The following is a 12,647-nucleotide window of genomic DNA, read 5'->3' as shown; positions in this document are numbered from 1 at the left end:
CTTCATCGACTGCTTTTTTGTGATGCCGTGATCAGCAAGCGTGGAAATAACCGGTTCCTCAAGAGAACCGGTTTTCTGAATTGGCCTGCCCCCTTCGGCTTTCGGCATGACAAGCAGGAGTTCGCCCGCGCGGCGCTCGGCTTTGAAGTTTTGCGCCTGGCGTTGCGTGTCAGAAATAGCCTTCGGTGCGATCGCCCTTTTTGGGTAGTGGCGGATCAGGCATGCCGATGCTCGCGCGTGATGCGGGCGTCAAACCAAACTCGCGCGCGAGCTTGAGGTAAAGCGCCGCCGCGCGGTTGGCAATGCCGACAAGCGGCGATGGAAACGCGACGCCATTAGCCGCATGCGCGACCATGCCGCCATTCACCTTGTCGCGCTCGGCGGCATGCATCAATGCGCGCTCGGCCTGCGTCATGCGCGAGAAGGCCATGCACAGCGCGGCCAGTGCGCCGCGATCGAGCGGTGTGAGCACACCCATGCCCGCCAGAATGCGCGCCATGCGCCGCCACTCGGCGCGTGCCGTGGCATCAAGCCATGCTGGCGGCCCAGGCACTTCGCGCGGCTCGCGTGTCGATGCGCCGTGCCGGTTGGTGCGGAAAGTCTTTTCGACTACGTGAAGCGCAACGGGTTTGCGTGGCCTGGCCATGGCAACCCCCTTCGAAAATTTCGGCGCGCAGCGAGAAAAAGTGTCAGGTGTTTTCGCGCGCACCGATCCAACTTTTGCTCCGCCCCTCCCCAGCCCCTCGATCCGAAACTTTGGTTCTTCACGAATTTCGGCGGAATGGGCTGCCCTTGCCAACCCAAAGCGGACATGAGATACATTAGCACTTCGTCTTAGATGGACAACCTAGCTGTCATTCAACTTTCGACGTTAGATTTCATCAAAATCCTCATCATGAAGCTCTACCGATACCGACAGATCAACACGAATACCTTCAGTGAGATTGCCGAAGAGCGAGCGTGGTACTCGAAATACTCCGAGCTTAATGATCCGTTTGAAGGGATATATGTCAACAGGTCGAACGATATTGCATTCGATGCCTTAATCCAGAAGTTTCGCGTCTGCTGCTTCAGTAAGCGCAACGACAATCTTCTGTTGTGGGCTCACTATGCAGAGAATCACAGAGGAATTTGCCTTGAATATGACATCCCTGATGATGTTCATAAGAAGACTTTCTTCCCTATCACGTATAGCGAATCACAGCCGGTGCTGGAAAAGGTTGAGCGATTTCCGGCAGGTGACCCTAATGCCGGCGCGCTTTCTTTCAAAATTGAAGATGCTGTCTTCCTAACCAAGAGCGCAGACTGGAAATATGAAGAAGAGTGGAGAACTTTGCGTATTACAGACAAACCGCAGGCGAAGGGAGAGATGCATGCCATTCCCGGGAAACTGACGGCCGTGTATTTCGGACTTCGCACCAGTGAAGCAGCCAAGAAAATCATTCGCAGACTAGCGCCTTCTGAATCCCGCATCCAGTTCTTGCAGGCAGCGTTGCAAGCAGGTCATTTTTCGCTTGAGTTTACAAGTTCTAGTCCAGCGGTCTAGCCGCCCACTTGCCATAAGTAATCGTACATGACTGATATGCTAAAAAGGGAGCGCCGCGTCGGCAGGAGTACCGGGCACGGCGCAAACCATCCATCAAACATCGCACAGGCACACGCAGTCACTTCGTTGCGGGCTTGGTGCTTGTGCTTGTCACCTTCGTGCCAGCGGGCATGAGTGAGCCCGTGTAGACCAGCTTCACCTGCTGCACAACGGTCGCGGCGCGCATCTCCATCAAAAACGTGATGAGGTTTTGCGTGAAGTTGCTAGCATGTTCACGCGACCATTCGAACGCAAAACCTTTGCGCAGTGCCACGAATGCACCTGCCGGACTCGCCGCCGCAACAAACTCGCCTTGTGGCACAGCGTTGGTGGGTGCGATGGTTGCGCCCGCCACGCCATTGATGAGCCCTTGCAACGGGTTCACCAGGTACGCGCCTGATGAGTCTTTCGCGGTGAGCATGCCGATCCAGTCAAGCGGGTTCAGGCCAACCACGATGCCATTGCCTCCCGCCCCGTACATTGCGCCGATCACGTTGAGCACGGCATCGATCACGGTGCCACCTGCGGCAGGGGTGTACTCGGTCGAGTTGGCTTCGAGCGCGGCCACGCATGCGGCATCCATCGCATCGTTGCAGGACTCGAGAAGCTCGCTTTGCAAAAATCCTTCCAGTGCAGGTGCATCCTCGAACAGTTGCCAACTCAACGTTTTGTGTACCGCGATGGTATCGACCGGGACCAGGCGCGGTGATGGCTTGTTGACAAGCTCAGGCTTGGTCGAGCCTTCAGGGGCCACCGCCGCACCGCCTTCCGGGTTCATGTCGATCACCTGCAGCGCGTTCGAACCGGTCGGCGTGCTTGCGAGCGCAGCCCACAGGCGCGGCGGCCTGAGCGGTGCAGGCAAAACCTGTTGCGGCAATACCGGATAGCCGTTGCCCGCATCGGCGACGGTCGAGAGCAGTGCGGCCTTCACATCGAGGTCTGGCACATCGGCGCGCACGGTGCGCGCTCCTGCGCGGAACGTTGCGAGCGCATCGTGTTTGAGAATGAGCGCGGCCATCGAGCGGGCATCGCTGCCGCGCACGATACCGCCTTCGCCCAGGCCAGCGAAGCGTTGTCCGAGATCGATCAGGCCAACCTCCGCGGCCTTGATGCGATCCTCAAGCTTGCGTTGAAATGTCTTGATATCACCGAATGACGAATCGAGCATCGCCTTGATTTCACTGAGGTCCATTTCGGAGTCCCCTTCAAACATTCGTTGGCCACTTCGGTCGTTCGCTAGAGGCACTGCATCACGCAGTCAGCGCACGCGCGGCCTTGCGCGTCACCCTCACTGTCTCATCGCATCACGCGCGAGCGCAGTGCGGCAGGTTTTCAGCCGTTCTTCGGTAACTCACCTGCATGCCTTAACTGATAGATTCGCTCCCTGCCGTCGCGCGCATTCACCGAGCCGAGCGCCGCGCTTTGTCCTGTGCGCCAGTCACATAGCGCAACCAGCAGGCCACTCTGGTCCGTGACCAGGATGATCCGCTGGCCACATTCAATGGCGTGAGCAACGATCTCACTGGTTGCATCATCGAGCGCTTCACACACGAATTGCACCGCCTCACGATTCACGCGCAGCACGTTTGAGTAAAACCGCATTGCCTCGTCCATTGCGTCGCTCCGGCAGGTTTGCGCTCGTCGCACGATTCGCTTGCATGATCGCGCGACCAACGTCGCAGCGTCAATGCAGCGCGCCGGACTGCGTTGCTTCGTCCTGCAGATGACCCATGAAATCGCCTAGCCAGTGGATCACCTCCTGGGCCCATCGCGATTGCGCGTTGTGGTTGTGGTAAGCCTCACGCATGGTGGATTCGTCGGCGCTGTCTGACTTCGGCACGCCTGCACTCATGAGCGCGATATACGCCCGGCGTGCCAGTTCAAGGCGCGCCGCTTCGGAGTCGATCACCACGCACGCGGCGGTGTGGAGATCGAGCGCGAAACGCGCAGGGTCCGGCACATGCACCTGATCCAGCGGCGTGTGCCAGTACATACGGAAAGCGTCCGAGAGCAGATCGAGCGCGACGCGTTGCGCGTCGCTGAATTTTTCCAGGTGGCTCATGGCATTTCCTTTCACTGTTGAAAGCACCGGACAAAACGGACAAACCGGACAAATGTCCGCACTTGTCCGCCGTGTCCGATTGGGGAAGGGTGCGGACAAAACGGACAGGACGGACACACTTTCTTTAGAAAGTGTCCGTCTGTCCGTTGTCCGTCCCCCCCCGTATCACGGTCAAGCATCCGGCTTCGTCCGACCCATGCGCCAGGCGTGCACACCATTCGCGCGCAGGATGTTTTCGGCGTACAAATCATCGCGCGCTCTATCAAACTCCTTGCGCTTGGCTTCGCGCCGGTTTTTGGCCTCTTTCGGATCGTCGGTGGCTTCGGTCGCGAAACGATGGTAATAGCGTGCGCGCCAGTCGTCGAGTTTCACGCCCTTCACGCCACGCGGGGCAATGCTGGTCTCTGCAAGCACTTCAGCCTTGGCGGCAAACAGTTCATCGAAGATCGACAGCGCGTTTTTCGCGTGGCGTGAGAGCTTCGGGCCGGTCACTTTCGGCGTGCGCGGGCCAGGTAGCGGCGCATCGGCGCTTTCGATCACGCTCGCGGTTTGCGGCTTTCCCCACTGATCGACCCCGATCTCGAAGGGGACAAACTTCGCGGCAAACTTGCGGCCAGTCGTGCCAAGGTCGCGCTGCTTGCGCACGGTGAGCACGCGCACGCCCACGGCTTCATCGAGTGTGACTTCGATCTCCACATCGATCGCACCGCGAATCGCAGAGGACCCTCGATACTCGCCTCGCGCGTTTTTTGTTGCGTGATGCACCGCGAGCGTTGCAGCGCGTGCTGCCTGCGCAATGTTCTGCAAATTCCGCAGCACCTTGCCCATATCACGCGACGCGTTTTCGTCGGCATCGCCAATCGACATAGCGAGCGTATCGATGATAATCAACCCGACTTCCACGCCCGTTTGCTCCTCAAGCGTGTGAGCCGCATCGACAATGCGATCGACGTCCACCACGCCCGCAAACAGGTCGATTGATGCGGGCACAATCGCGAGCGGCATATCGTCGTGCCCGTAGTGGCGCATGAGCGCATGCAGGCGCTGACGCACGCCCGCCGCTTCAGGCGCGACATATAGCACACCGCACCTCACCGTGCGCTGCCCGAGAAAGGGCGTGCCTGTTGCCACACACGCAGCCAGATGCAGTGCACACGTCGATTTGCCTGCTTCAGGCTCACCCCACACAAGGCCGGTTTCACCGCGGCAGATCAGGTCCTCAACGATCTGCGGCGGACTTTCAGGCACGCCCAGCACATCACGCGCGAAGATCATCGGCAACGCCTCGCGCTTTCCGTCGCTCTCTTCAGGCAGTTCGAATGCATGACCATTCGCCCTTTCTTTTCGCTTCGCTTCGTAAAGGCGTTGTTCGGCATTCAACTGCTGCACGCGTCGCGTTTCGTTGCGCTCGATCAGGTCGGCATATTTGGTTGCGTCAGCATCGATTTTCACATCAGGCTCGGCGGTCATAACGCACCCCGATCAGCGCGTGCGCGCAGCGCATCGAGCAGCGAAGCGCGGGCGTTTTCCTCAATCCACGCGCAGTGCTCAACCCACTCGGCTTCGCTCATGAATGCACAGCAACGCGAAAGCTCGCGCGCTATGCGCGACTCAAACCACGCGCGTAGCGCTTGCGGAGATTTAAAGCGCGGCTTACGATGGGTGCGTTTTTCGCTCGTATCCATTGGGCCCGCCGCGAGCGGGCCTTCTTTTCTTGTCTTCATGTGCGCCTCCTCTCATGCGCCGCTCGCGGTTGTCCCGGCATCGCACTTTGCAGACCGCGGCGCACGCCGCTCGCGCTTCCCCTCGGCGGCACTTGTCGCGCCGCGCGAAGCGCCTTCGCAAAGCCACGCATCGAGATCCGCGATGAAATACCACACGCGGCCACGCTTCACGAACGGCGGCCCCTTCCCCTGTGATCGCCACATGGCAAGTGTTTTGACGGTGTATCCCGAATAAAGGGCCGCGCCCTTGGTATCCGTGCGGCCATCGGGCAAAATATTCACAACGCTCATTGCAACCTCCCCAAGGCACTGCCGGGATTTTTAATCACAATTGCAGAATATTCGCGCGGCGATTGCGGTGGAAATAGTTGGAAACTATTTCGGCACGGGCGATCATTGCACCGACCATAAAAGATCAATTAATCGACGTGAAATGATCAATTAAGATCAATTTCTTACAATGTCTTTCGAGGGTAAATCCCAGGTAAAAAAAATGCCCCGTGAGGGGCATTCGTCGTGAAGGGCATTCGTCGTGAGGTGCAGTGATCGCTCACGCGGTGGCGGCACGCTCGCGCGAGTTTACCCGTGGTAGCGCACGATTCTCGATCCCTTCGATATTGGCATCTTCAATCACGATGCACTCACCGTCGCGGCGATTGATCACCAGGTGTCGGGCCACACCGTGTCGCGAAACAACGCGCATGCCGATGCACTTGCTTGTGTCGAGGCCCTCGTATCCGGCAACCGTTCCGGGAATGCGCAGCCACACATCAATGCGCGAGAAAGTCTCCACGATCATCTTGCGCACCTGCATGCGCGCATCGGTGTCGAGATCGAGCGCAGCCTTGCGAAGCTTTGCCCACTGGCGCGCAGTGCTCGGCTTGCGGTGTGTGTCAATTGAGGCTTCACGTTCAAGCCGCGCGACTTCCTGCACCGCGCGTTCGAACGCCGTCTCAGTGTCGGCCAGTACCTTGCGTTCGGTGCGCGTGAGCGGATCATCTTCATCCTGCATGCGCTTTTCGTAACGCGCCAGCTTCGCTTCAAGCGATATCACTTCGGCGCGCCTGTCGGCAAGCTTTTGCATTTCCGGGCTTGTGCAATCCTCAACGGAGAGCAGCGCATCAAGGTTTGCCTGAACGCCAACAAAGTCGAAGAGTGCGCGCTCAACGATCTCCGCGTTGCAGCTATCGACGTCGCCTTCGCACTTCACGCCGCGGGCGTAGGCATGCGCGCAACGCAGCCTGCGCTTGACGTATTCATCACCGTTGGCCTTTGTGGCGCGAACGTTTTGCGAGACGAGAGGGGAGCCGCAGAAGCCGCAGTGCGCGAGCTTCGTGCCTGTGACAAGCGCCGGTATCTCACCCTTGCCCTTACGGATGCCGCGCTTCGATGCCAGCAGTTGCAACGCGTCATACTCTGCGGGCGTGATGATCGGGGGATAGTAGCCGGGCAACTCGTAACGCTCGCCATCGGCCAGCACGACTTTCACGCCCATGAGCGCGGGCGTAGCGATGATGCGCTGGACTTTCGAGACTGGCCACGATTCGCTCAACGCCAGGCCTTCATCCTTGAGCCGCCGCGCAATCTCGATCGAGCCGTAGCCTTGGCGGTACAGCGCTAGCACGCGACGCACGGCACTAGTTGCAGGCTCAACTAGTTCAAAGCGCTTCGTTTCGCGGTTGTAAAGCGTCCACCATGGATCGGTGCCATTGGCGATGGTGCCTTTCGAACTGATCGCGCGCGGTGCGCCGATGAGAAAACCGCGCTCGCCCTTGAGCCAACGCTGGCACTTCGCGCGGTATGCGCCGCGTATGCGCTGCGACTTCGAATCACTCTCGTCGTGCGCGCGCATCCACAGGGCATCCACGACAAGCAGCAACGCGCGGTTTGCGCGCAGCGTCTCGCGTGAGTACGCCTGCGAATCATTGCTCGTAATGATCGAGACGCCCGCACGCACGATGCGCCCGAAAAGCTCCTGCGAATCGAGCGGTTCAGCGCGGCTCAGACGGTCGAGATTTTCAACGATTAACGCATCGCCGGGAATCACGTTGCCTGTCTCGATCTCATGCAGGAACGCACCGAGTGCGCCGCCCTTGCGCAGGTGAGCGCCCTTGTATGCGCTTCTGCCGTGATCCTCCATGCGCAACGAGCGGTCGAGCGTCAGGCCGTTCTCTTTCGCCCATCGCTCGGCATAGGCATCCTGCCGTGCGATCGAACTGCCGTCGCCCTGCTGGGCACTGGAAAAACGGGCGTAGGTGTAAACCCGTGGCGGGCGGGCCAGAGCCTTCTGTGGCTTGGTTTTCATGAGCATGGGGAACCTCCAAGAGGTTGAATCGAGTATATACATTGGGTATCCGCATGCAAGCACGCCGTGGAGGGTTTCTCCGATTCGCTGCTGGCGGAAGTGGCGCCGCTCGGCATCAAGGTGACCTGCGTGGAGCCGGGGCCGTTTCGCACGGACTGGGCAGGCCGCTCGCTCGTGCAAACGGCGAACCGTATCGACGACTACGCCGAAACGGCGGGCGCGCGCATGCAGCGCACGGCGCAAGGCAGCGGGCATCAGCCGGGCGATCCGGTGCGCGCGGCGCAGGCGATGATACGCATCACGGAAACCGACAAGCCGCCGCGGCATCTCGTGCTCGGTGCATTCGGCGTCGATGCGGTGGCGAACCGCTTGCGCGCGGCGCTTGCCGATATCGAGGCGTGGCGCGAGTCGAGCCTCGGCACGGACTATCCGGCGAAGAGTTGAGCCGGCGGCTCACGCCGTGGCGATCATCAGCGTGCCGGTTGCCACGAGCGTCCCGCGCCAGAGCCAGTCGAAGTTGATCCAGCCTCGCCGCAGCACGCCGAGACCGAGATACTCGTAGGCGAGCAGCGCGATGACGGCCGTGGTGGCGAGCGTCGTGGCGGTATGCAGCGCGGTGAACGCAAACGAAAGCGCAAGCGGGTTCGCAAGGCCCGCCGCGCTGCCCGCCCCACCGCACAGCGGCAGCATGGCGGGCATCAGCATGAGTCCCGCGCCGTGCAGCGTGGCCATTAACGCGGACCACGCCACAAGCCCGGCAAAGCCGACGGTCATCCCCACGCGCACGCGGTGCCGATGCCCATACGCGTACTGCCATGCGGCCCACGCGATCAGGAGTGCGCCCAGGCACCCGTGCAGCGCCGCGCCCGGCAGATGCGCGCCCAGCGCCGCCGTGGAACTCGTGAATAGCAGAATGGACGCGGCGTGACCAAGCGCGATGGGCGGCAAGGCGAGCAGCAACGCCGTGCGGCTGCCGCGCTGCAGCCCGAGCGCGGTCGCGAAGAGCCAGCCCATCGCCGGATTCACGCCGTGAAAGACGCCGCTGCCCACCACGGCTGCCCAGGCGCCCCAGTGCGCGCCGAAGACCTCCTCCATATCGTGCTCCGCGCTTATGGGTAGCAGTACGAATCGGATGAGCAGTCGCCGCCTTCGAGCCGGATCTGGTGCGGCCGGTGCGACTTCGGCCATTCGACGAAGAAGCGCTCGTCGAATTCGAGCCCGCCTTCGGGCGCGGCGTCGAGTTTCACCATCCAGCCGTCGATGCCTTCGGGATAGAACTGCGCGTCGATCGCACCATACAGCGAGTTGCTGAAATAGACGCGCCGGCCGTCGCGGCTCACTTCCACCATTTGCGGGCCGCCGTTCAGCGCGCGTTCGGGCGCGAACGGATGCGCCGCGCGCGCTGCGATGCCGCCGATGCGCACGCAACCCGTCAGGCGCGCATTCTCAGGGTCCGACACATCATACTGGCGCAAATCGCCCGTTCCCCAGCACGCCGCGTAGAGGAAGCGGTCGTCGAGCGAGAGCGCGATATCGGTGACGAGCGGCGGCACGGCCGCAAATCCCTTGAGCATGGGCGGCAGATGCTCGGGATCGGCCGGCTCGGCTGGAATTTCGATGATCTTGCGTGCGGCCCACTGGTCGCCGTCGAGATACCACTGCCAGATCGAGGCCGAGAGGTCCTTCAGGCTGATCACGGAGTTCACGAAACCGTAGGGCCGCGTGGGGTTGTGCGCGGGGCGCAGCTCGAACACGAGCTGGTTTTCGGCGCCGAAGTCGAGCACCTGCTTGTGCTGGCGCGTGTGCAGATCCCAGAAATGCAAACGATGGCCATACTGGCCGCCGAGCAGGACCTCGGGCACGAGGCCGTTCTCGAAGGTCGCGGGCAGCCCCCACTCGCTCGTCACGAGCGTGTCGTAGCCGAGGTGCCACCAGCCGTCGTAGGCGAGCTGCTGCGGGCCGCGGTCGATCTCCCACTGGCCGAGAATGTCGAAACTCTCGTGATCCATCAGGAAGACGCCGCCGGGCGCCTCGCCCTGCGCGTTCGCAAGCGACGTCACATAAATGCCATCCGGCCCGCAATGCACGGTGTGCGGACGCGTGTAGCCCGCGCGCTGCGCGACGCTCTCGGGCTCGTGCACGCGCGCGATATGCGGGCGGCGCGCGTCAGGCCGGGTATCGACGATATGAATGCGCGAGGAGCGCAGCCCGGGCACGACGAGATAGCGGCGCTCGGTATGCGCGTGGGGGGCGTTGGGGCACAGGCACGAACTGCAGGCATTCCAGCCGAAATGGTGGAGCTCGTCGCCGACGTTGGGCATTGCCAGCCGATGCACGATGCGCCCGAATTCCGGCGAGCGCGGGTCCAGATCGACCACGTCGAGCGAATCGGGCACGCTGCGCGTGGGATCGAAGCTGGCGACGTATGCCAGGGTCTCCGGCGGGGCTTCGCCTGCCATGCGCGCAGACGGGTAGAAGGTCGGGTCCGGTTGCCACGTCGCCATTGCTGCCCCCTCATCGAAGATTCGGAAGAGCCCCTATCATGCATCAGAGTGGCACAGTGCGTCGCATACGTGTTCCATATTCCATCCGGATAGAAGCTTATGCATTGAAGCAATGAAAGCCGATTAGGTGCGCTGCGGGAATAGTAAATTCGCTTTTGCAGCATTTATTCGCGAGGCCAACGTTCCTAGACTTGTACTCAACGGATGCAGACAAGCAACTGCGCCGATTTCAAGTTACTGGAGGTTAGTCATGAGAACGCTCATCAAGGCCGTTGCGATCGCTGCCGTGCTGGCAGTGCCGGCCATTTCGTTTGCACAGTCGCAAGGCACCAATGGTCCTGTGACGCGTGCCCAGGTGCGTAGTGAGCTGAAGCAGCTCGAAGCCGCGGGTTATCGTCCCTCGGTGAACGATCTGTATTATCCCGCGGATCTGCAACAAGCCCAGGCGCGAGTGAACGCACAAAACGGTGGGGCCGTTGCGCAGGCAACCGGCTATGGTCCGGCTACGAGTGGCTCGTCGCAAAGCGGTGCGCGTACCGATGGCGCGGTTAGCAGCTATTCGCCGCCGGTATATAACGCGCATTGAGTTTTACGGCGGCAGGAAGCCGATTCATGCCGCATGATGACTATCGGCCCGCAACGGTGCGAAGGCGCACCGTTGCGGGCTGATTCGTTTCCCGCCTGCGCATGCGGCACACAGAGCGGCCACGTTCAGTCTCAGTCTCGCGGCGCCGCACGCTCGACTATCCACAGGCGCGTGGACTCGAGGATCTCGTTCGATAGCGCGGGATCGTCGCACAGCCGCGCAAGCACGACTGCACCCACCATCGCGGCCCAGCCGCCGATCGCCGCCTGGCGCGCCACCGCGGCGCCGGCGCCATTCATCCCCCCGCTCAGACGCTCGATTTGACGCTCCAGACCGGCCGCCATGACGGCGCGCGCTTGCGGCGTTTGCCGCGCGGTTTCGGCGGCGAGCGCCGCGGTCGGACAGCCGTCCGCCACGTTGTCGCGATGCTCGGCACTGAGGTAGCGCGCCGCATAGCGAACCAGATCGGAATCGCCGCCTTCGCCCTGGGCGAAGACGTGGGCGAGCGTTTGCGCGATCAACTCGTCCTTCGACTTGAAATAGCCATAGAAGCCGCCGTGCGTCAGCCCGGCGGCACTCATCACGTCCGCGACGGTCACCGCATCGTAGCCGCGCTCGCGAAAGAGCCGGCCGGCGGCTTGCAGGATCTGCTGGCGATTCATTTCCACCTGTTCGCGACTGACCCTCATTGTTCTCTCCGCTTTCCATCATTCGACGCTTGACATTATACATGATGGTCATCATGATTCCGTTTACATGACGTTCATCATGTAAACGGAATCCCCAAGGAGAAGTTTCGATGTCTGCTAAACCTGCTGTCCTGATCACTGGCGCGTCCACGGGCATCGGCGCCGTCTACGCCGACCGTTTCGCCAAGCGCGGTCATGACCTCGTGCTGGTGGCGCGCGATCGCGCCCGCATGGAAGACCTCGCGGCGCGCCTGCGCGAGCGCGATGGCGTGAACGTGGAAGTCGTGCGCGCCGATCTGGCCTCGCACGCCGACCTTGCGCTGCTGGAGGCGCGCCTCGCCGACGACGCACGCATCGGTGTGCTGATCAATAACGCGGGTGCGAGCCTGCCGGGCACCTTCGTCGAACAGGCCCCGGACGCCGTGGCCGGCCTCATCGGTCTGAACGTCACGGCGGTTGCGCGCCTCGCCGCCGCGGTCGCGCCGCGTTTCGCGCGCGAAGGCAAGGGGGCGATCGTGAATATCGGTTCAGTCATTGGCCTCGCACCCGAGTTTCGTTCGAGCGTGTACGGCGCGACGAAGGCGTTCGTGCTGTATTTCTCGCAGTCGTTGAATCTGGAACTCGGCGGCAAGGGCGTGTACGTGCAGGCCGTCGTACCCGGCGCCACGCGCACCGAAATCTGGGAGCGCTCCGGCAAGGACGTGAATGCACTACCGGCCGTGATGGAAGCGGACGATCTCGTCGACGCGGCGCTCGTGGGCTTCGACCGGCGCGAGACGGTGACGATCCCGCCGCTGCCCGACGCGCAGCAGTGGGACGATTACGAAGCCGCGCGGTCCGCGATGTTCGCGAACTTCGGCCAGTCGCAGCCGGCGGCGCGGTACCGCGAAGCCATGTAGTCCGATGTATTGCGGGCGGCCAGTGGTCGCCCGCGGTCCATGGCGAGCCGCGAGGCGCGGCCGCCGTCCCAGCGCATCCTCACTCCCACTCTCACCGGCTCGCGTCCGCAAGCCCGGCTAGCCTCTTCCCCGCAGTCCTCCCTTCGCTTTAGCCCGTTCGCAATTTCAGCGGTTTCCGATATCGCGATTTCCCGATTCGCGGCAAGCTGCGCGCCGGCGCTCGCGTTCTTCGCGAGCCGCCCGCATGGGGGCGCGGGCGGCCATTCCTGGCGCGCGGGCGCGCGGCGCCCTGT

15 protein-coding genes are annotated in these 12,647 nt (G+C 62.0%); 4 read left to right on the top strand and 11 right to left on the bottom strand.

The genetic code is table 11. The annotated features are described in order from the left end of the window. Positions 1–169 precede the first annotated feature (169 nt). Positions 170–646, bottom strand: a complete 477-nt coding sequence (locus AB4Y42_RS01630) for a phage terminase small subunit P27 family (protein ID WP_368693182.1) — start codon at positions 644–646, stop codon at positions 170–172. Positions 647–838: 192 nt separating this feature from the next. Between AB4Y42_RS01630 and AB4Y42_RS01625 the strand changes: the two genes are divergently transcribed. Further along, a complete protein-coding gene (locus AB4Y42_RS01625) occupies positions 839–1,546 on the top strand; it encodes a DUF2971 domain-containing protein (protein ID WP_368693181.1) in 708 nt (235 codons plus the stop codon). 118 nt (positions 1,547–1,664) lie between these two features. On the opposite strand, the gene AB4Y42_RS01620 is transcribed toward AB4Y42_RS01625, so the two are convergent. The 7 genes from AB4Y42_RS01620 to AB4Y42_RS01590 form a co-directional block, all read right to left on the bottom strand. Further along, a complete protein-coding gene (locus AB4Y42_RS01620) occupies positions 1,665–2,777 on the bottom strand; it encodes a phage major capsid protein (RefSeq protein ID WP_368693180.1) in 1,113 nt (370 codons plus the stop codon). Between the two features lie 140 nt (positions 2,778–2,917). Continuing rightward, positions 2,918–3,199 (bottom strand): hypothetical protein, encoded by a 282-nt coding sequence (locus tag AB4Y42_RS01615; protein WP_368693179.1) that lies wholly within the window; start codon positions 3,197–3,199, stop codon positions 2,918–2,920. A gap of 70 nt (positions 3,200–3,269) precedes the next feature. Further along, positions 3,270–3,647, bottom strand: coding sequence for a hypothetical protein (locus AB4Y42_RS01610; protein ID WP_368693178.1), 378 nt, complete (start codon positions 3,645–3,647; stop codon positions 3,270–3,272). A 171-nt stretch (positions 3,648–3,818) separates the two neighbouring features. Further along, positions 3,819–5,117: an AAA family ATPase gene (locus AB4Y42_RS01605; protein ID WP_368693177.1), complete on the bottom strand. Its 1,299-nt coding sequence runs from the start codon at positions 5,115–5,117 to the stop codon at positions 3,819–3,821. Next, positions 5,114–5,371, bottom strand: a complete 258-nt coding sequence (locus AB4Y42_RS01600; RefSeq protein WP_368693176.1) for a hypothetical protein — start codon at positions 5,369–5,371, stop codon at positions 5,114–5,116. The genes AB4Y42_RS01605 and AB4Y42_RS01600 overlap by 4 nt, the downstream gene beginning before the upstream one ends. Before the next feature lie 12 nt (positions 5,372–5,383). Then, entirely contained in the window at positions 5,384–5,653 is a 270-nt protein-coding gene (locus tag AB4Y42_RS01595) for a hypothetical protein (RefSeq protein WP_368693175.1), read from the bottom strand. A 268-nt stretch (positions 5,654–5,921) separates the two neighbouring features. After that, complete coding sequence (locus tag AB4Y42_RS01590; protein ID WP_368693174.1) at positions 5,922–7,682, bottom strand: recombinase family protein; 1,761 nt, start codon at positions 7,680–7,682, stop codon at positions 5,922–5,924. Between the two features lie 21 nt (positions 7,683–7,703). Between AB4Y42_RS01590 and AB4Y42_RS01585 the strand changes: the two genes are divergently transcribed. Beyond that, positions 7,704–8,120: an SDR family NAD(P)-dependent oxidoreductase gene (locus AB4Y42_RS01585; protein ID WP_368693400.1), complete on the top strand. Its 417-nt coding sequence runs from the start codon at positions 7,704–7,706 to the stop codon at positions 8,118–8,120. Positions 8,121–8,129: 9 nt separating this feature from the next. Here AB4Y42_RS01585 and AB4Y42_RS01580 read toward each other — a convergent pair whose 3' ends face one another. Both AB4Y42_RS01580 and AB4Y42_RS01575 read right to left on the bottom strand, forming a co-directional pair. Beyond that, positions 8,130–8,771, bottom strand: a complete 642-nt coding sequence (locus AB4Y42_RS01580; protein WP_368693173.1) for a hypothetical protein — start codon at positions 8,769–8,771, stop codon at positions 8,130–8,132. Between the two features lie 14 nt (positions 8,772–8,785). Further along, complete coding sequence (locus tag AB4Y42_RS01575; protein ID WP_368688219.1) at positions 8,786–10,180, bottom strand: selenium-binding family protein; 1,395 nt, start codon at positions 10,178–10,180, stop codon at positions 8,786–8,788. 250 nt (positions 10,181–10,430) lie between these two features. On the opposite strand from AB4Y42_RS01575, the gene AB4Y42_RS01570 reads away from it, so the two are divergent. Beyond that, complete coding sequence (locus AB4Y42_RS01570) at positions 10,431–10,766, top strand: DUF4148 domain-containing protein (protein WP_368688220.1); 336 nt, start codon at positions 10,431–10,433, stop codon at positions 10,764–10,766. Positions 10,767–10,897: 131 nt separating this feature from the next. Here AB4Y42_RS01570 and AB4Y42_RS01565 read toward each other — a convergent pair whose 3' ends face one another. After that, positions 10,898–11,455 carry a TetR/AcrR family transcriptional regulator gene (locus AB4Y42_RS01565; RefSeq protein WP_368688221.1) on the bottom strand — a complete coding sequence of 186 codons (558 nt, stop codon included), beginning with the start codon at positions 11,453–11,455 and terminating at the stop codon, positions 10,898–10,900. Positions 11,456–11,565: 110 nt separating this feature from the next. On the opposite strand from AB4Y42_RS01565, the gene AB4Y42_RS01560 reads away from it, so the two are divergent. Beyond that, complete coding sequence (locus tag AB4Y42_RS01560; RefSeq protein WP_368688222.1) at positions 11,566–12,354, top strand: SDR family NAD(P)-dependent oxidoreductase; 789 nt, start codon at positions 11,566–11,568, stop codon at positions 12,352–12,354. Positions 12,355–12,647: the final 293 nt, after the last annotated feature.

The sequence above is a fragment of the Paraburkholderia sp. EG286B genome (assembly GCF_040965655.1).
In the GTDB taxonomy this organism is placed as follows: Bacteria; Pseudomonadota; Gammaproteobacteria; order Burkholderiales; family Burkholderiaceae; genus Paraburkholderia.
This window is presented reverse-complemented; position numbering and strand designations above follow the sequence as displayed.

Coding starts and splice junctions, on each gene's coding strand:
- AB4Y42_RS01605 (WP_368693177.1), bottom strand. CDS start 5,117: ATGACCGCCGAGCCTGATGTGAAAATCGATGCTGACGCAACCAAATAT.
- AB4Y42_RS01590 (WP_368693174.1), bottom strand. CDS start 7,682: ATGCTCATGAAAACCAAGCCACAGAAGGCTCTGGCCCGCCCGCCACGG.
- AB4Y42_RS01615 (WP_368693179.1), bottom strand. CDS start 3,199: ATGGACGAGGCAATGCGGTTTTACTCAAACGTGCTGCGCGTGAATCGT.
- AB4Y42_RS01560 (WP_368688222.1), top strand. CDS start 11,566: ATGTCTGCTAAACCTGCTGTCCTGATCACTGGCGCGTCCACGGGCATC.
- AB4Y42_RS01575 (WP_368688219.1), bottom strand. CDS start 10,180: ATGGCGACGTGGCAACCGGACCCGACCTTCTACCCGTCTGCGCGCATG.
- AB4Y42_RS01625 (WP_368693181.1), top strand. CDS start 839: ATGGACAACCTAGCTGTCATTCAACTTTCGACGTTAGATTTCATCAAA.
- AB4Y42_RS01580 (WP_368693173.1), bottom strand. CDS start 8,771: ATGGAGGAGGTCTTCGGCGCGCACTGGGGCGCCTGGGCAGCCGTGGTG.
- AB4Y42_RS01570 (WP_368688220.1), top strand. CDS start 10,431: ATGAGAACGCTCATCAAGGCCGTTGCGATCGCTGCCGTGCTGGCAGTG.
- AB4Y42_RS01630 (WP_368693182.1), bottom strand. CDS start 646: ATGGCCAGGCCACGCAAACCCGTTGCGCTTCACGTAGTCGAAAAGACT.
- AB4Y42_RS01620 (WP_368693180.1), bottom strand. CDS start 2,777: ATGGACCTCAGTGAAATCAAGGCGATGCTCGATTCGTCATTCGGTGAT.
- AB4Y42_RS01600 (WP_368693176.1), bottom strand. CDS start 5,371: ATGAAGACAAGAAAAGAAGGCCCGCTCGCGGCGGGCCCAATGGATACG.
- AB4Y42_RS01565 (WP_368688221.1), bottom strand. CDS start 11,455: ATGAGGGTCAGTCGCGAACAGGTGGAAATGAATCGCCAGCAGATCCTG.
- AB4Y42_RS01610 (WP_368693178.1), bottom strand. CDS start 3,647: ATGAGCCACCTGGAAAAATTCAGCGACGCGCAACGCGTCGCGCTCGAT.